Origin of the sequence: Microbacterium galbum (assembly GCF_032464915.1) — a bacterium.
GTDB classification, from domain to species: Bacteria; Actinomycetota; Actinomycetes; order Actinomycetales; family Microbacteriaceae; genus Microbacterium; species Microbacterium galbum.
Genome location: NZ_JAWDIS010000001.1, coordinates 1,275,287 through 1,292,801, shown reverse-complemented (window position 1 = coordinate 1,292,801; position 17,515 = coordinate 1,275,287). Strand labels below are relative to the sequence as shown.

The window sequence follows — 17,515 nt, the reverse complement described above, 5'->3', positions numbered from 1 at the left end:
TGGTGACGTCAATGCGTGTCACCTGTGAGCGTGCAGTTGAGAACTCTTCTCGTCAGGCCGGTGCCGGTGCTGCGCGGCGCACGAGCCGGCGGATCTCCTGCTCCACCTCGGTCGTCACCTCGACCACCGCGAACGACACCGGCCACATCGGGCCGTCGTCGAGCTGGGCGCTGTCGTCGAAGCTGACCGTGCCGTAGCGGGTCTTGAACTTCGACGCCGGCTGGTAGAACACCACGACCTTGCCGTCCTCGGCGTAGGCCGGGAAGCCGTAGTACGTCTTGGGGCTCAGGTGTGCGGCCTCCTCGAGCACGATGACGTGCAGGCGCTCGGCCACCGCGCGGTCGACGCCCTCGAGCTTCTCGATGGCCTCGAGGCAGGCTTCGTTCTCCTTCTGCAGCTTCGCCAGACCCTTGAGGCCCTTCATGGCCTGGAGTTCCTCGGCCCGCTGCTTCATCGCCGCGCGTTCTTCTGCACTGAATCCGGTGGCCATGGCATCCGCCCTCTCTCCGTCGTGGTCGCAGGATATCGCCGCCCCGGCGGCTCCACGATCCGCTGCCCGCCTCGTTGGAGACGCCGACGGGATCACCTCGTGAGTGTCCAAACCACCCGGACGGTGTTCTGCGGCGTCCGGGTGTTTTGGACACTCAATGGGCATGAGCGGCGGCGGGGCCGTGAGCGAGCAGCGGGGGCATGAGCGGCGGCGGGGGCGTGAGCGAGCGGACGTCCGGATGCCGCGGCGTCAGGCCTGCCGCAGCCCCTCTTCCAGCGCGACCCACGCGAGCATCGCGCACTTCACGCGCGCGGTGTACTTCGACACCCCCGACAGCGCGGCGGCATCCGCGAACGTCTCCTCGTCGAGGGGGATCTTGCCGCGCGAGCGCAGCGCCTCGCGGAACGACGCGATCAGGGTCTCGGCGTCGGTGCGCGGCATCCCCTCGTCTCCGCCGTCCTCCCGCAGCAGGGCGACGAGCATCGACGCCGAGGCCTGCGAGATCGAGCAGCCCGCCCCCTCCCAGGTGACGGATGCCACGCGGTCGCCCTCGACGTCGACGCGCAGCGTGATCTCGTCGCCGCAGACGGGGTTGCGCTGATGCACGGTCGCGCTGTGGGCGCCGGGTTCGGCGAGGCCGAACCCGCGGCGGTTCTTGGCGTGGTCGAGGATGAGCTCCTGGTACAGCGACTCGAGACCGCTCATGCGTCGACTCCGAAGAAGCCACGGACGCCCGCGACGGCGTCGAGGAAGGTGTCGACCTCGGCCTCGGTCGTGTGGATCGCCGCGCTCGCGCGCACCGAGGCGGTCATCCCGAACCGGCGGTGCAGGGGCTGCGCGCAGTGGTGCCCGACGCGCACGGCGACGCCGCGTGCATCGAGGAACTGGCCCACGTCGTGCGCGTGCACCCCCTCGACCTCGAAGGCCTGCAGGGCGACGCGCTCGGCGGCATCCGTGTCTCCGAGCAGTCGGATGCCGGCGATCGAGCGCAGCCCCTCGCGCATGCGCTTCTCGAGCTCCGCCTCGTGCGCGCGCGCGGCGTCGACGTCGTGCTCGCCGAGCCATCGCACCGCGGCGGCGAGGGCCACGGCCTGCGACACGGGCTGCGTGCCCGCCTCGAAGCGCTGCGGCGGCGGGAGGTATTCGGCCTCGTCGAGGGTGACGGTGGTGATCATCGAACCGCCCGTGGTGAAAGGGGGCAGGGACTCGAGCACCTCGTCGCGGCCCCACAGGGCGCCGATGCCGTACGGTCCGTGGATCTTGTGCCCCGAGAACACGGCGAGGTCGACCCCGGATGCCGGCAGGTCGAGCGCGAGGTGCGGTGCCGACTGGCAGGCGTCGAGCACCGTCAGTGCGCCGACACCGCGCGCGAGCGTGACGAGCTTCGCGACCGGATTCACGATGCCGAGCACGTTGGACACATGCGGGAACGCGACGACCTTCGTGCGCGCGCCGATCAGGTCGGCGGCGGCGCGCATGTCGAGCGTGCCGTCGTGGAGGACCGGGATGTGGCGCAGGCGCGCGCCCGTGCGGGCGGCGAGTTCCTGCCAGGGGATGAGGTTGGCGTGGTGCTCGGCCTCGGTGACGACGATCTCGTCGCCCTCGCGCAGGCGCCCGGCGTAGCCGAGGGAGCCGGCGACGAGGTTGAGACCCGCGGTCGCGCCGCTCGTCCAGACCAGCTGCTCGGGCTCGGCGCCGACGAACTCGGCGACCGTCACGCGGGCGTCTTCGAACAGCTCCGTCGCCTCGGCGGCCAGCGTGTGCGCTCCGCGGTGCACGGCGGAGTTCGCGCGCTCGAGGAAGTCGCGCTCGGCGTCGAGCACCGCGCGCGGCTTCTGGCTCGTCGCGGCGGAGTCGAGGTAGACGAGCGGGTGGCCGTCGACCTCGGTCTCGAGGATCGGGAAGTCGGCGCGAACGGCGTCGACGTCGAAGGGGAGGGTCACGCTTCCAGGCTACGCGGCGCGGGGTGAGTCGGAGCCGGGTGGGATGGAGCCCGCGAACGAGCGGACGACGTCGGCGGCGCCCCCCATAATCGACAGATGACTGCGACGCTCCCCTCTCTCGACGGCCGCCGATTCCGCATGGTGTCCTCCACCACTTCGGTCGTCGACCCCGATGCCCCCAGCGTCTTCGAGTACTTCGAACGGGACGGAGCGATCTGGGGCGGCTACGAGGGCGACACCGTGACCTTCGGCAAGTTCGTCGGAACCCGCACGGCTGACAAGATCTGGGTCTCGTTCGTGCACGTGCTCGTGGCCGACGGCACCGTGGTCACCGGAGACGGCGAGAGCGACCTCGAGCTCACCGAAGGCGGCGGCATCCGGCTCGTCGAGCACTACGAGATGCACGGCGCCCCGCAGCTGAGCGTCTGCGAGGAGATCCCGGCCTGACCTAGCGCGGCGGCAGGGTGTCTCGGCCCGGGGTCGCGGGGGTCCAGCGCGTCATCCCGAGCAGGGTGTTGGTCGCCGTGCGGTCGGGCAGATCGCCCGGCAGAAGGTACGGGCGGCGGATGACCTCGTCCAGCACCACGACGCTCACGACGGTGCGCACCTCGGGCAGTTGGGCGATGACGCCGGTCGAGAACTCGTGCACGCCGCTGACGTCGACGGCGCGGATCAACAGCATCGCGTCGTGCTCTCCCGTCGTGATCGCGCACCATTCGACGTCGGGCATCTCCACGACCCGGTCGCGGAACGAGGCCCAGGCCTGCGGCATGACCGTGACGAACACCAGGGCGCCGATCGACAGTCCCGCCCGGGCGTGGTCGACCTGGGCGCTGAAGCCCGTGATGACCCCGTCCTGAACCAGCGCCTCGACCCTCGTGTAGGCGTTGGCGCGCGAGATCCCGACCTTCTCGGCGAGAGCGGCTATCGAAATGCGACCGTTATCTCGGAGGACGGCGAGGATTTTGTACGCCGTATCGTCCAATGGCGTGCCACTTCGTCCAGAATCCCTCGAGGGTTCCGCATCATTGCTGGACATTCTGCTCCAAGATGGTCATTATCTGGACGGACCGACGCCTCTGTGTAACATCGCTGGACACATCGTCGCATAAGGTGCGAATCTAAACCCGGTCGTCCACTTGTCCGACGACTTTCCCGAATGTACTCCTCGGCTCCGGAGGCCCCCATGTCGTCACGTCGCACCACGTCGGTTCTCGCGATCGGAGCGGTCGCGCTGTTCGCGCTCGCCGGGTGCACCGGGGGCAACTCGGCGAACACCAACGGCGGCGGCGGCCAAGGCAACCAGTCGCTCGTCATCGACACCGCATTCTCGATCGAGACTGCCGACCCGGGCCACACGTACGACCCGACCGGCAACATGATCGCCAAGGCGATCTACGAGACCCTCGTCGACTTCGACGGGTCCGATGTCTCCACGCCCGTCCCGGGACTCGCCTCCTGGACGCAGAACGATGCCGCGACGGAGTTCACCTTCACGCTCGAGGGCGACCGCGTCTTCTCCGACGGCTCGCCGATCGAGGCGAAGGACGTCGTGTTCAGCCTGCAGCGCATCCAGGGCATGGCCGATGCCAAGCCGAACTTCCTGCTCGGCGGCATCACCATCGCCGAGGTCGACGACAAGACGATCACGTTCACGTCGCAGACGCCGCTGCTGCAGCTCCCCGCGATCCTCGCCAACCCCGCGCTCGGCATCGTCAATTCCGACGTCGTGAAGGAGAACGGCGGCAGCACCGACGGCTCCGACTCGGCGCAGAAGTACCTCGACGGTGCCTCGGCAGGCTCGGGCCCGTTCGTGCTCGACACCCTCGACCTCTCGTCGCAGGTCGTGCTGACGCGCAACGACGCCTACAACGGTGACGAGAAGTCGGACTTCTCCCGTGTCGTCGTGCGCAACGTGACCGAGAGCGCCACGCAGCTGGCGAACCTCAAGGGCGGCGACTCCATGGTCGCCATGGACCTCAACGGCGACCAGGTCTCGGGCCTCGGCGACTCGCTGACGGTCGACTCGGTGCCCTCGGGTCAGACGATCTTCCTGCTGCTCAACCAGTCGCCCGCGGTCGCCGGCGACCTCGCGAACGTCAAGATGGCCGAGGCCATCCGCTACGCCCTCGACTACGACGCACTGCTGGAGCTGGCCGGCGCGGGCGCCGCGCAAGCCACCGGAGTGATTCCGCTGGGCTTCGAGGGGGCGCTGGATTCCGGCGTCACCCAGGACCTCGCCAAGAGCAAGGCGGCGCTGGCCGAGGCCGGCTACGCGGGACAGACGCTGCGCCTGCAGTTCCCGAACGACTACCCGGTCGGCGGCGTCGAGTTCACCCCTCTCGCCGAGCGGGTGCAGTCGCAGCTGAAGGATGCGGGCATCGCGGTGGAGCTCGCTCCCGCTCCTTTCGCGACCGAGCTCGACGCCTACGTCGGCGGCACCGAGGGCTTCGGCCTGTGGTTCTGGGGTCCGGACTACGCCGACTCCGCGAACTTCCTCCCCTTCGGCCCCGGCCTAAAGGTGGGCCTGCGCTCCGGCTGGACCGCGGAGGCGAACCCGACCATCGCGAAGATCGCCGCAGACGCCGCCTCGGCCACCGATGCGTCCGCGCGCACCGCGGCCTTCACCGACTTCGCCGAGGCCATGCAGGCCGAGGGGCCGTTCGTGCCGCTCATCATCCCCGGCCGCAACATCGCGACCGCGAACACCGTCACGGGTGCCGTGTACAACTCGGTCTGGGAGATGGACATCGCCGAGATCACGCCGGCCGGCTGAGCGGGACCCTCATGACGACACAGCCGGCGCAGCGGCGGGCGCGTCGCCGATCGCCCCTGATCGGCTACCTGCTGCGCCGCGCGGGGACCTCCCTCATCCTGCTGGTGGGCGTGACCGTGGTGACGTTCGCGCTCACCAACCTGGTCCCCGGCGACCCGGTCTCGGCCGCCCTCGGCGAGGGCGCCTCGCAGAACCCGGCGACCCGCGAGGCCTTCATCCGCGAGCAGGGGCTCGATCAGCCCGCGGTCGTGCAGTACGTCATCTACATGGGGAACCTGCTGCGCGGAGATCTCGGCACCTCGCTGGTGACCGGTCGACCGGTCACCAGCGATCTCGCCACGGCGGTCCCCGCCACGATCGAGATCGCCATCGGCGCGATCGTCCTGAGCCTCGTCGTCAGCATCGTGCTCGGCACCCTCGCGGCCTACCGCCGCGGGCTCGTGTCCGATCAGGTGATCCGCGTCGTCACGCTCATCGGCCTCAGCGTGCCCACGTTCTGGCTGGCACTGGTCAGCTTCTACGTGTTCTTCCTCGAGCTGCGCATCGCGCCCGGCTCGGGCCGCATCTCGCCCGCCATCACCCCGCCCCCGCGGGTCACCGGGCTGTACACGGTCGACTACCTCCTCAACGGCGACGGTGTCGGCTTCTTCGATGCCCTCGCGCACCTCGCCCTGCCGGTCATGGTGCTCTCCCTCGTGACGATCGGTCTGCTCACCCGCTTCATCCGCACCTCGGTGCTGGAGGTGCTCGGCAGCGACTACGTCCGCGCCGCCCGCGCGAAGGGGCTCCCCGCGATGCGGATCATCCTCGACTACGTGCTGCGCGGGGCGTCGCTGCCCATCCTCACCGTCGTCGGCGTCGCGTTCGGCGCGCTGCTGTCGGGCACCGTCCTGGTCGAATCGGTCTTCGCCTGGCCGGGGCTGGGCACCTACGCCTACAACTCCGCCGCCAATCTCGATCTGCCCGGGATCATGGGCGTCGGTCTCGTCGTGGGCCTGATCTACCTGCTCATCAACTTCGTGGTCGACCTGCTCTACGGCGTGCTCGACCCGAGAGTGAGGATCGCATGAGCCACCTCGCCGCCGCGTCGAGGCGCGGACGACTCCGCTTCCGCTGGCCCCGCGCCTGGCGCACGCCTCTCGGGATCATCGGCTCGATCATTGCCGGCGCCTGGATCGTGGTGGCCTTCACCGCGCAGTGGTGGGTGCCGTTCGGTCCGAACGCGCAGGTGCTGCCGCGCCTGCAGGAGCCCGGCGTCGACACGCTGCTGGGCACCGACGGCAACGGACGCGACATCTTCTCGCGACTGATGACCGGCGCCACCGTCAGCCTCCCGCTGGCTCTCATGCTCGTGATCGCGGCGATGATCATCGGCACGGTCGTCGGCTCGGTCGCCGGCTACTTCGGCGGGTGGGTCGATGAGACCCTCATGCGCATCACCGACCTCTTCATGGCCTTCCCCACCGTCATCCTGGCCATGGTCGTCACCGCCTCGCTGGGGCCTTCGCTCTTCAACGCCGTGATCGCGGCGATCGTGGTGTCGTGGCCGCAGTACTCGCGCGTGACCCGCAGCATCGTGCTCGGACTCCGCGGACAGAACTACGTCATCGCGGGGCGCCTGCTCGGCCACTCGCCGCTGCGGACGCTCTTCGTCGACATCCTCCCGAACATCGCCGGCCCCGTGCTCGTGCTCGCGACCCTCGACATCGGCGCGGCGATCCTCCTGCTGTCGGGCCTGTCGTTCCTGGGCCTGGGCGCGCAGCCGCCGACGGCCGAATGGGGGTCGATGATCTCGGGTGCGATGCAGAACTTCGACGCCTGGTGGCTGGGAGTGTTCCCGGGCCTGGCCATCCTCACGGTCGTGCTGGCCTTCAACTTCCTCGGCGATGCGATGCGCGACGTGCTCGACCCGACGGCGGAGATCACGCACGAGCGCCAGGCCGACCACCAGGCCTCGGCGACGGGGGTGGCCGCGTGAGCGCCCTCTCCATCCGCGACCTGACGATCGACATCGGCCGCCCGCTGGTGCGCGGCGTCTCCCTCGAGCTCGAGGCGGGTCGCATCCACGGCCTCGCCGGAGAGTCGGGGTCGGGCAAGACGCTCACCTCCCTCGCCGTGCTCGGGCTGCTGCCGCGGCAGGCGCGTACCGGGGGCTCGATCCTGCTCGCCGGCGACGAGATCCTCGGGCTCGGTCGGCGCGCGCTCAACCGCATCCGCGGGAAACGCATCGCGATGGTCTTCCAGGACCCGTCGTCGTCGCTGCACCCGCAGCTGACGGTCGGTCGCCAGCTCACCGACCACCTGCGCGTGCACCTCGGGCTGAAGGGCAAGGCCGCTCGCGCGCGGGCCGAGGAGCTGCTGCAGACCGTGCAGGTGCCGCGCCCCGCGGAAGCCCTCGGACGCTACCCGCACCAGTTCTCCGGCGGTCAGCGCCAGCGCATCGCGATCGCGTGCGCCCTCGCGTGCGACCCGGAGGTGCTGCTGGCCGACGAGCCGACCACCGCCCTCGATGTGACCGTGCAGGCCGGCATCCTGCAGCTGCTGCGCGATCTGGCGACCGAGCGCCGCCTCGCGGTCCTGCTCGTCACGCACGACCTCGGCGTGATGAGCGCGATCGCCGACGAGGTGGCCGTGATGAAGGACGGGCTCATCGTCGAGCGCGCCGACCGTGAGACCCTCTTCCGCGACCCGCGGCATGCCTACACGCGTGCACTGCTGGCGGCGCTGCCGGGGTCGAAGATCGAGATTCCGGATGCCGCGACGAAGGGCGAGATCGATGACTGACACCGCCGTCCTCGACGCGCAGAGCGTCACGGTGCGCTACCCGGGGACTCCTCCCGTGGTCGCCGTCGACCAGGTGTCGCTGCGGGTCGCCCCGGGCGAGACCGTGGCGCTGGTGGGGGAGTCGGGCAGCGGCAAGTCGAGCTTCGCGCGTGCCGTGGTCGGCATCGAGAAGACCGCCGGTGGCACCGTGCTGTTCCAGGGTGAGCCCGTCGCCCCGCTCGGGCTGCGCCGACGCGCGAGGGAGCTCACCCGCATCCAGATGGTGTTCCAAGACCCGTCGACCTCGCTGAACCCGCGCCGACGGGTCGGCGATCAGATCGCCGACGGCATCGCGACCGCTCGCGCGCGCGGGGCGGCCGGATCGAGCGTCGAGGAATGGCTCGAGCGCGTGGGGCTGCCGGCCGCCGTCGCCACTCGTTTTCCGCATCAGTTCTCGGGCGGTCAGAAGCAGCGCCTCGCGATCGCACGCGCCCTCGCCGCGCGTCCGTCGCTGCTCGTCGCCGACGAGCCGATCTCGGCCCTCGACGCGTCGACGCAGACGAGCGTGGCCGCGCTCATGCGCGACCTGGTCGCCGAGGCGGGCGCCGGGATGCTGTTCATCTCGCACGACCTCGCGGTCGTCCGGCGCATCGCCGATCGCACGCACGTCATGTTCGGCGGGCGCGTCCTGGAATCGGGGCCGACCTCCGACCTGTGGGCGCAGCCGCGGCATCCCTACACGCGCGCCCTGCTGTCGGCGATCCCCGAGCCGGACGGTGAGGGGCGCATCCCGGCGGCTCCCTCGGTCGCGGATCGCGCGGTCTGGGCCGAAGTACCGTCCGTCTTGAACTGAGCTTGCCGTAGGCGAACAGTGAGAACCGCCGCGGCGGTCGTTCGGAAACCATGAGGGCGGCGGATCGGCGCCCGTTCGCGGCGTAGACCGGATGCCATGACCCTCACGGCCCTGCTCCCCACCCTCCGCGCCAGCATCCCGGCGCCCTTCGACGCGGCGGCCTGGCCCGCCGGCTCCGCCCCCACGCTCGACGACGTGACCGTGCGGGCGATGTCGGTCGCCCGATACGCCGAGATCTGCGGCACGCCGTGCGTGTGCACGGGCCCGGCGGTGATCCCGGCGTCGGGCGGGGTGGCATCCGCCGTGCTGTCGACGACCGTCGTGGTCGCGACGGTGGCGGATGCCACGCCCGCGACGCTGCGCCTGGACGCATGCGTCGCGGGCCTCGAGGCGGTCTGGCGCGAGGCCCGGCTGCTCGGGCGGGTGTCGTACGCGTACGACGAGCCCTTCACCGTGCTCGATGCGCACGGGGAGGACTCGTGCGGCACCGTCGTCCTGCCCGGCGACGTGCGCGTGGGCGACCGCATCGCCTTCCCCTGCCCCGGATGCCACACGGTCGGCGAGGTGCGCTGATGCTGCTGCACTCGATCGTCTTCGCCTGCCGCTGCGCACGCGTGCAGGCGGAGTTCGAGGCTGCGCAGGCCCCGGATGCGGTCGAGGTCGAGCCGCGCTCCTGAGGACCGGCCTCGCGGTGCGGACGCGACACCGGCGGTGGCGGGACGGGACGGCTTCCGCCGGTGTCACACCACCAGCCGGTACCCCATCCCCTGCTCCGTCAGCAGGTGAACCGGGTTCGAGGGGTCGGCTTCGAGCTTCTTGCGCAGCTGCGACATGTACAGCCGCAGATAGCCGCTGTCGGCGACCTGCTCGCTGGCCCAGATCTCCTTCAGCAGGGTCTGTCGCGTGACGAGGGAGCCGGGGTTGCGGGCCAGGAACTCCAGCATCCGCCACTCCGTCGGGGTGAGGTGCACGCGGGTTCCCGCCCGCAGCACCGCCTTCGCCGCGAGGTCGACCTCGACGTCGCCGAAGCGCACGATCGACTCCCCGGTCGAGGGCGCCGTGCGCCGCGCGTGCACGCGCAGTCGTGCGAGGAGCTCGTCGATCTGGAACGGCTTGGTCACGAAGTCGTCAGCGCCGGCGTCGAGCGCCTCGACCTTGTCGGCCGAGCCCGTGCGGCCCGACACGACGATGATCGGGGCCGTCGTCCACCCGCGCAGCGCCTGGATCACCTGCACGCCGTCGAGGTGCGGCATCCCGAGGTCGAGCAGCACGATGTCGGGATGCGCCTGCGCGGCGAGCGTGATGGCCGCGGCGCCGTCGGCCGCGGCGACGACGTCGTAGCCGTGCGCGGCGAGGGTGATGCGCAGGGCGCGGACGAGCTGGGGATCGTCGTCGGCGATCAGTACCTTCACGCTGCGTCCTCTCGGGATCCGGATGCCGCGGCCTGGACGCCGAGACCCGCTGCGGCACGGCTCGTGTACGGGTCGTCGACCGGCCGGTCCGGGGCCACCGGCAGCGCCACGACCATCGTCAGGCCCCCGCCGGGGGTGTCCTCGGGGGTCAAGGTTCCGCCCATGCCCTCGGCGAAGCCGCGCGACAGCGCGAGTCCGAGGCCGAGGCCCGCGGTGTTGTCGGTGTCGCCGAGGCGCTGGAACGGCGAGAACATGTCTTCGCGGCGGTCGGCGGCGATGCCGGGACCGTGATCGATCACGCGGATCTCGGCCGTGCCGCCCAAGCGGCTCGTCGCGATACGCACGCGCCGGCCCGCGGGCGTGTAGCGGTCGGCGTTGGCGAGCACGTTCACGAGCACGCGCTGCAGCAGCACGGGGTCGGCCCGCAGGGGCGGCAGATCGGCGTCGAGGGCCAGCTCGACGGCATCCGGGCCCAGATCGAGCTCGTCGAGGGCCGCGAGCACGACGCCGGCGGCATCCACCTCGGTGAGCGACACGGCGAGCACCCCGGCCTGCACGCGACTCACGTCGAGCAGGTCGGTGACCAGCACCGACAGCGTCGCGAGGCTCTCGTCGGCGGTCTCGAGCAGTTCGCGGCGATCGTCGTCGGAGAGATTGTCGCCGGCCGCCCGCAGGCCCCCGAGGGAGGCGACGGCGGCGGCGAGCGGGCGACGCAGATCGTGGCTCACGGCCGACAGCAGGGCGCTGCGCACCTGGTCGGTCTCGGCCAGCGCCCCCGCCTCGGCCGCGGTCTCGGCGAGGTCGGTGCGCTCGAGGGCGGCGGCGAGCTGCGCGACGACGACGTCGAGCAGGCGCCGCTCTCCGGCATCCAGGTCGCGCCCGTGCAGCTCGAGGCGCGCGCGGTCGTCGCCCACGGGCACGATGGTCGAGCGTCCGTCGCGAACGGGCTCGCCGTCGGTGGCCAGGGTCGATCCGTCGGATGCCACGAGTCGCACGCCGGCGAGTCCGAACGCCTCGCGGGCACGGCTGACCAGCGCGGGAACGGCGCTCTCGCCGCGCAGCACGCTGCCGGCGACGGTCGCCAGCAGCTCGGCCTCCGCCGCGGCGCGGCGGGCCGCGCGGGCGCGTCGGGCGGCCTGATCGACGACGATGCTCACGAGCATCGCGATGATCACGTACAGCCCCAGCGCGATCGCGTGCACGGGGTCGGAGATCGTGACCGTGTACAGCGGCTGGATGAAGAGGAAGTCCAGCGTCACCCCCGACAGCACCGCCGCGAAGACCGCCGGCCAGATGCCGCCGATGAGCGCGACGATCACCACGAGCAGCTGGTAGGCCAGCACGTCGGTCGTGATGGAGTCGTCGGACCCCGTCGACAGCAGCAGCAGCGAGATGAGCGGTCCGCCCGCGAGGGCGGCCACGAAGCCCAGGATGCGACGCTTCGCGCTGAGCGCGGGGCCGGTCAGGCGGGGGAGGGCGAAGCGCCCGCCCGCGCGCGCGTGGTTGACGATGTGCACGTCGATGTCGCCCGAGAGGCGGATGACGGTCGCGCCGATGCCGGGACCGGTGAGGGCGGTGGCCAGGCGTCCGCGGCGGCTCACGCCGATGACGAGCTGCGAGGCGTTCACCGATCGCGCGAAGTCGACGAGCGCGGTGGCGGGGTCGTCGCCCACCACCTGGTGGTAGCTGCCGCCGAGGGTCTCGACGAGCGCGCGCTGCTCGGCGAGGGCACCGGGGGCGCTGGCGCGCAGGCCGTCCTGCGTCGACACGTGCACGGCGAGAAGCTCGCCGCCCGCCGATCGGGCGGCGATGCGCGCGCCGCGGCGCAGCAGGGTCTCGCCCTCGGGGCCGCCGGTGAGGGCCACGACCACGCGCTCGCGCGCCTGCCACGACCCCTCGATGCCGTGCTCGGAGCGGTAGCGCTGGAGCGCCGAGTCGACCTCGTCGGCGAGCCACAGCAGCGCGAGCTCCCGCAGCGCCGTCAGGTTGCCGAGGCGGAAGTAGTTCGACAGGGCCGCGTCGATGCGCTCGGCCGGATACACCGAGCCGGCCGCGAGGCGGTCGCGCAAGGACTGTGGCGCGAGGTCGACGACCTCGATCTGGTCGGCGGCGCGCACCACGGCATCCGGGACCGTCTCGCGCTGGGTCACGCCGGTGATCTTCTCGACGACGGCGTTGAGGGAGTCGATGTGCTGCACGTTCACGGTCGTGATGACGTCGATGCCCGCGTCGAGCAGCTTCTCGACGTCGTTCCAGCGTTTATCGTGACGCGAGCCGGGCGCGTTGGTGTGCGCGAGCTCGTCGACCAGCGCGATGTGCGGGTGCCGCTCGAGCACGGCATCCAGGTCCATCTCGTCGAGCGCGACGCCGCGATGCGCGACGCTGCGGCGCGGAACGACCTCGAGGCCCTCGGCCTGGGCGGCCGTCGCGAGACGACCGTGGGTCTCGACGATCGCGATGACGACGTCGCGCCCCTCGTCGCGCAGGCGGCGCCCCTCTTCGAGCATCTCGTACGTCTTGCCGACGCCCGGCGCCATACCGAGCAGCACGCGCAGCCGCCCGCGCTTCACGCGAGGCTCCCCGGTCTCGGCCGCGCCGGAAGCCCGTCGAGTGTCCAGGACACGCCGGTTCCGCGGCGGGCGCGCGGCGTGTCCTGGACACTCGGCAGGGGTGCTCCGAGCGCACGGCGCCGCCGCCGCGCGGGAGGCGCGACGGCGGCGGGCGACAGACGCATGTCCCTGATTCTCGTCTCTCAGAGCGCGTCGAGCGCGCGATTGAGCGCGACGACGTTCACGCGGGGATCGCCGAGGTACCCCAGGTCGCGCGGGATCGTGTGCGCGTCGACGAGGGATTCGACCTCGGATGCCGAGAGGCCACGGGCCTCGGCGACGCGGGCGCCCTGTCGTTCGGCGTTGGCGACCGAGATGTCGGGGTCGAGCCCGGATGCCGAGGCGGTCAGGGCATCGGCGGGGATCCGACCCGATCCGTCGAGCTCGACCGCGGCGGCCGTGCGCTCCTCGATCGAGGAGATCAGGTCGTCATTCTCGGGGCCGAGGTTCGACCCGCTCGATGCCGCGGAGTCGTAGCCGTCGCCCGCGGCCGAGGGACGGGACTGGAAGTACTGCGGGAGGGCGTTGCCGTCGGCATCCGTGAAGGACTGCCCGATCAGCTGCGAACCCGCGACCTGCCCGTCGGCCGTTCTGATGAGCGAACCGTTCGCCGTGAACGGCAGGGCGATCTGGCCGACGGCGGTGATCAGCAGCATGTAGCCGACGCCGAGGAGCAGGGTGAAGACGAGCATCGCGCGGACGGCGACGCCGGCGGTACGCAGGGTGGTGCGCATCAGGGGGGCCTTTCAGAAGCCGGGGAGCAGGCTCACGACGAGGTCGATGAGCTTGATACCGATGAAGGGGACGAGGACGCCGCCGAGCCCGTACACGAGCAGGTTGCGGCTGAGGATGCTCGAGGCGCTCGCCGCGCGGTACTTCACACCGCGCAGGGCCAGCGGGATGAGCACGATGATGACGATCGCGTTGAAGATGATGGCGCTGAGCACCGCGGATGCCGGCGACGACAGCTGCATGATGTTGAGCACCGCGAGCCCGGGGAACACCCCCATGAACATCGCCGGGATGATCGCGAAGTACTTCGCGATGTCGTTGGCGAGCGAGAACGTGGTCAGGGCGCCGCGGGTGATGAGCAGCTGCTTGCCGATCCGGACGATGTCGATGAGCTTGGTCGGGTCGGAGTCGAGGTCGACCATGTTGCCGGCCTCTTTCGCGGCCGAGGTGCCCGTGTTCATCGCGACACCCACGTCGGCCTGGGCCAGGGCGGGCGCGTCGTTCGTGCCGTCGCCGGTCATCGCGACGAGGTTGCCGCCCTCCTGCTCGCGCTGGATGAGGGCGAGCTTGTCTTCGGGGGTGGCCTCGGCGAGGAAGTCGTCGACGCCCGCCTCGGCGGCGATCGCCTTGGCCGTGAGGGGGTTGTCGCCCGTGATCATCACGGTGCGGATGCCCATCGCGCGCAGCTCGCCGAAGCGCTCGCGCAGGCCGTCCTTGACGACGTCCTTGAGGTGGATGACCCCGAGCACGCGGCCGACGCCGGTTCCGGTCCCGTCGACAGGCTCAGGGACCTCGGTCGCGTGCTCCGCGACCTCGGTTTCAGAGGTGGCTGAGCCCGTCGAAGCCACCGGGCCCCGCGCCGGCGTCCACGTCGCGACGACCAGCGGCGTGCCGCCCGACTGCGAGATGGCATCCGTCGCGTTCTGCAGCTGCGCGCGCAGCGCCTCGGGAACGGGGGAGCCGGATGCCGCCAGCCAGGCCACCACGGCCGACGCGGCGCCCTTGCGCACCTGCGTGCCGTCGGCGAGGTCGAGGCCGCTCATGCGGGTCTGGGCCGTGAAGGGAACGGGCTCCGCGCCGCGGGGCATCTCGGCGACGATCCCCTGGGCCGCGGCGAGCTCGACCACCGAGACGCCCTCGGGCGTGGGGTCGGCCTGCGACGACAGCGAGGCGAACTCGGCGAGCATCGGCCCGCCGACGCCGTCGAGAGGCACGAAGGCCGACGCGCGACGGTTCCCGTAGGTGATCGTGCCGGTCTTATCGAGCAGCAGGGTGGTGACGTCGCCCGCGGCCTCGACCGCGCGTCCCGACATGGCCAGGACGTTTCGCTGGACCAGGCGGTCCATGCCCGCGATGCCGATGGCGCTGAGCAGCGCCCCGATGGTCGTCGGGATCAGGCAGACGAGCAGGGCCACGAGCACGGGGATCGACACGGGGGATGCCGCGTACGAGGCGATCGGGTTCAGCACGAGCACGACGACGACGAACACGATGGACAGGCTCGCCAGCAGGATGTTGAGCGCGATCTCGTTGGGCGTGCGCTGGCGCGACGCGCCCTCGACGAGCGCGATCATGCGGTCGACGAACGTCTCACCGGGCTTCGACGTGATCGTCACGACGATGCGGTCGCTGAGCACGCGCGTACCGCCGGTGACGGCGCTGCGGTCGCCGCCCGACTCGCGCACCACCGGTGCCGATTCGCCCGTGATGGCCGATTCGTCGACGGTCGCGATGCCGTGCACGATGTCGCCGTCGCCGGGGATCAGCTCCCCGGTCTCCACCAGCACGATGTCGCCGACGCGCAGGTCGCCCGAGGGGACGTCTTCGGTGGCCGCGTTCACCGCCCCGGGGTCCGTGGGGGAGTACGCGACGACCCGCCGCGCCGAGGTCGTCGTGCGCGTCTTGCGCAGAGTCGCCGCCTGCGCCTTGCCGCGGCCCTCGGCGACCGACTCGGCGATGTTCGCGAAGAACACCGTGAGCCACAGCCAGATCGCGATGCCCCAGGTGAAGCCGAAGGGCAGGGAGTCGTCGGCACCCCCGAGGAACGGCTCGGCGACCGCGATGAGGGTGGTCAGCGCGGCGCCGACCCAGACGAGGAACATCACCGGGTTGCGCCACTGCGCGGCCGGGTTCAGTTTCTTCGCCGCGCCGGGGAGGGCGGCGACGATCTGCGCGGTGCTGAAGGCTCGGCGCGGGGCATCGGAGGTGGGGGCCGACGCTTCGGGCGCCGGGGCGTGGGTGAGGGTGGACATCAGCGGGTCAGTCCTTCAGCGAGGGGTCCGAGGGTGAGGACGGGGAAATAGGTGAGGGCGGTGACGATCACGGCGACACCGGCCAGCAGGCCCGCGAACTGCGGGCGGTGCGTGGGCAGGGTTCCGACCGTCGCCGGCACGGCATCCTGGGCCGCGAGGGCGCCGGCGAGGGCCAGCACGAACACGATCGGCAGGAACCGGCCGAGCAGCATCGCCACACCGAGCGCGGTGGTGAACCACGGGGTGTTGGCGGTGAGGCCCGCGAAAGCCGAGCCGTTGTTGTTCGCCGCCGACGTGAACGCGTAGAGCACCTCGCTGAGGCCGTGCACGCCCGGGTTCCAGATCGACGTGGTCTCGACGTCGGAGCGGATGGCCGGAACCCCGAAGCTCAGGGCGGTCCCGGCGAGCACGAGGGTGGGGGTGACGAGGATGTAGAGGCTCGCGAGCTTGATCTCGCGCGGCCCGATCTTCTTCCCGAGGTACTCGGGCGTGCGGCCGATCAGCAGGCCGCCGACGAACACCGCGATCACGGCGAGGATCAGCATGCCGTACAGGCCCGAGCCGACACCGCCGGGGGCGACCTCACCGAGCATCATGTTGATCATCGGCATCATGCCGCCCAGCGCCGTGTAGCTGTCGTGCATCGAGTTCACCGCACCGGTCGAGGTGAGGGTGCTCGTCGAGCCGAACAGCGTCGAGCCGAAGATGCCGAACCGCACCTCCTTGCCCTCCATCGCGCCGCCGGCGAGGCCCGGGGCGGTACCCGCCCCCACCGTCTCGGCCCACGTGAGCAGAGCCGTGGATGCCACGAAGATCGCGGCCATCACCCCGAGGATCGTGTAGCCCTGGCGGTCATCGCCCACGATGCGGCCGAAGGCGCGGGGCAGCGAGAACGGGATGACCAGCATCAGGAAGATCTCGAAGAGGTTCGTCCACGGCGTCGGGTTCTCGAACGGATGGGCGGAGTTGACGTTGAAGAAGCCGCCGCCGTTGGTCCCGAGCAGCTTGATGGCCTCCTGGGATGCCACCGGCCCACCCGGGATCGACTGCGCCGCCCCGGCCAGGGTCGTGGCATCCGTGAAGCCGTTGAGGTTCTGGATGACACCGCCGGCGAGCAGCACGAGTGCGGCGACGATCGAGAAGGGCAGCAGCAGCCGGTAGGTGCCGCGCACGAGGTCGACCCAGAAGTTTCCGATCACGCCGCTGCGGCGGTACGCGAAGCCGCGCACCAGGGCGATCGCGATCGCGATGCCCACGGCGGCCGAGACGAAGTTCTGCACGGTGAGGGCGGCGAACTGCACGGTGTACCCGAGCGTGGTCTCGCCGGAGTACGACTGCCAGTTCGTGTTGGTCACGAACGAGACCGCGGTGTTGAACGAGAGGGCCTCGCTCGGCGCCTCGAGACCCAGGGCGAACGGCAGCAGCGGCTGCAGGCGCATGAGGGCGTAGACGAAGACGACGCTCACGAACGAGAACAGCAGCACCGACCGCAGGTAGGCCTGCCACGTCTGTGCGCTGCGGGCGTCGACGCCGATCAGACGGTAGGTGCCGCGCTCGACGGCGAGGTCGCGCTCGCCGGTGTAGATGCGGGCGATGTGGTCGCCGAGCGGGCGGTAGGCCAAGCCCAGCGCGACGACGAGGGTGAGGCCGGTCAGGACGATCGACCAGATGCTTCCACCGTCCAT

At 71.1% G+C, this 17,515-nt stretch carries 16 protein-coding genes; 7 read left to right on the top strand and 9 right to left on the bottom strand.

Translation table 11 applies throughout. The features are described 5' to 3' along the window. Nucleotides 1-52: 52 nt before the first annotated feature. The 3 genes from RWH45_RS06065 to RWH45_RS06055 form a co-directional block, all read right to left on the bottom strand. Nucleotides 53-490, bottom strand: a complete 438-nt coding sequence (locus RWH45_RS06065; RefSeq protein ID WP_315993981.1) for a hypothetical protein — start codon at nucleotides 488-490, stop codon at nucleotides 53-55. 249 nt (nucleotides 491-739) lie between these two features. After that, on the bottom strand, nucleotides 740-1,195 hold the full coding sequence (sufU, locus tag RWH45_RS06060) for a Fe-S cluster assembly sulfur transfer protein SufU (protein ID WP_315993980.1): 456 nt from the start codon (nucleotides 1,193-1,195) through the stop codon (nucleotides 740-742). Then, nucleotides 1,192-2,433 (bottom strand): aminotransferase class V-fold PLP-dependent enzyme, encoded by a 1,242-nt coding sequence (locus RWH45_RS06055; protein WP_315993979.1) that lies wholly within the window; start codon nucleotides 2,431-2,433, stop codon nucleotides 1,192-1,194. Before RWH45_RS06055 ends, sufU begins: the two co-directional genes overlap by 4 nt. Before the next feature lie 96 nt (nucleotides 2,434-2,529). Here RWH45_RS06055 and RWH45_RS06050 point away from each other — a divergent pair, with 96 nt between their 5' ends. Further along, the gene (locus RWH45_RS06050) at nucleotides 2,530-2,880 is read left to right on the top strand and encodes an avidin-fold protein (RefSeq protein ID WP_315993978.1); all 351 of its coding nucleotides are present in this window, start codon (nucleotides 2,530-2,532) and stop codon (nucleotides 2,878-2,880) included. Nucleotide 2,881: 1 nt separating this feature from the next. On the opposite strand, the gene RWH45_RS06045 is transcribed toward RWH45_RS06050, so the two are convergent. Further along, complete coding sequence (locus RWH45_RS06045; RefSeq protein ID WP_315993977.1) at nucleotides 2,882-3,418, bottom strand: Lrp/AsnC family transcriptional regulator; 537 nt, start codon at nucleotides 3,416-3,418, stop codon at nucleotides 2,882-2,884. Nucleotides 3,419-3,619: 201 nt separating this feature from the next. On the opposite strand from RWH45_RS06045, the gene RWH45_RS06040 reads away from it, so the two are divergent. From RWH45_RS06040 to RWH45_RS06015, 6 genes are all read left to right on the top strand, one after another. After that, complete coding sequence (locus tag RWH45_RS06040) at nucleotides 3,620-5,209, top strand: ABC transporter substrate-binding protein (RefSeq protein WP_315993976.1); 1,590 nt, start codon at nucleotides 3,620-3,622, stop codon at nucleotides 5,207-5,209. Between the two features lie 11 nt (nucleotides 5,210-5,220). Beyond that, complete coding sequence (locus tag RWH45_RS06035; RefSeq protein ID WP_315993975.1) at nucleotides 5,221-6,279, top strand: ABC transporter permease; 1,059 nt, start codon at nucleotides 5,221-5,223, stop codon at nucleotides 6,277-6,279. Next, nucleotides 6,276-7,187, top strand: a complete 912-nt coding sequence (locus tag RWH45_RS06030; protein WP_315993974.1) for an ABC transporter permease — start codon at nucleotides 6,276-6,278, stop codon at nucleotides 7,185-7,187. Before RWH45_RS06035 ends, RWH45_RS06030 begins: the two co-directional genes overlap by 4 nt. After that, nucleotides 7,184-7,993, top strand: a complete 810-nt coding sequence (locus RWH45_RS06025; RefSeq protein ID WP_315993973.1) for an ABC transporter ATP-binding protein — start codon at nucleotides 7,184-7,186, stop codon at nucleotides 7,991-7,993. Before RWH45_RS06030 ends, RWH45_RS06025 begins: the two co-directional genes overlap by 4 nt. Continuing rightward, nucleotides 7,986-8,825 (top strand): ABC transporter ATP-binding protein, encoded by an 840-nt coding sequence (locus RWH45_RS06020; protein WP_315993972.1) that lies wholly within the window; start codon nucleotides 7,986-7,988, stop codon nucleotides 8,823-8,825. Before RWH45_RS06025 ends, RWH45_RS06020 begins: the two co-directional genes overlap by 8 nt. Nucleotides 8,826-8,921: 96 nt before the next feature. Continuing rightward, nucleotides 8,922-9,398, top strand: a complete 477-nt coding sequence (locus tag RWH45_RS06015; RefSeq protein WP_315993971.1) for a hypothetical protein — start codon at nucleotides 8,922-8,924, stop codon at nucleotides 9,396-9,398. A gap of 167 nt (nucleotides 9,399-9,565) precedes the next feature. Here the strand turns inward: RWH45_RS06015 and RWH45_RS06010 are convergent, their stop codons facing one another. The 5 genes from RWH45_RS06010 to kdpA form a co-directional block, all read right to left on the bottom strand. Next, the gene (locus RWH45_RS06010) at nucleotides 9,566-10,237 is read right to left on the bottom strand and encodes a response regulator (RefSeq protein ID WP_315993970.1); all 672 of its coding nucleotides are present in this window, start codon (nucleotides 10,235-10,237) and stop codon (nucleotides 9,566-9,568) included. Beyond that, a complete protein-coding gene (locus RWH45_RS06005) occupies nucleotides 10,234-12,807 on the bottom strand; it encodes a DUF4118 domain-containing protein (protein ID WP_315993969.1) in 2,574 nt (857 codons plus the stop codon). Before RWH45_RS06005 ends, RWH45_RS06010 begins: the two co-directional genes overlap by 4 nt. 182 nt (nucleotides 12,808-12,989) lie before the next feature. Next, nucleotides 12,990-13,580, bottom strand: a complete 591-nt coding sequence (gene kdpC / locus RWH45_RS06000; protein WP_315993968.1) for a K(+)-transporting ATPase subunit C — start codon at nucleotides 13,578-13,580, stop codon at nucleotides 12,990-12,992. 12 nt (nucleotides 13,581-13,592) lie between these two features. Then, nucleotides 13,593-15,830 (bottom strand): potassium-transporting ATPase subunit KdpB, encoded by a 2,238-nt coding sequence (gene kdpB / locus RWH45_RS05995; protein ID WP_315993967.1) that lies wholly within the window; start codon nucleotides 15,828-15,830, stop codon nucleotides 13,593-13,595. Continuing rightward, nucleotides 15,830-17,515 (bottom strand): potassium-transporting ATPase subunit KdpA, encoded by a 1,686-nt coding sequence (kdpA, locus tag RWH45_RS05990; protein WP_315993966.1) that lies wholly within the window; start codon nucleotides 17,513-17,515, stop codon nucleotides 15,830-15,832. Before kdpA ends, kdpB begins: the two co-directional genes overlap by 1 nt.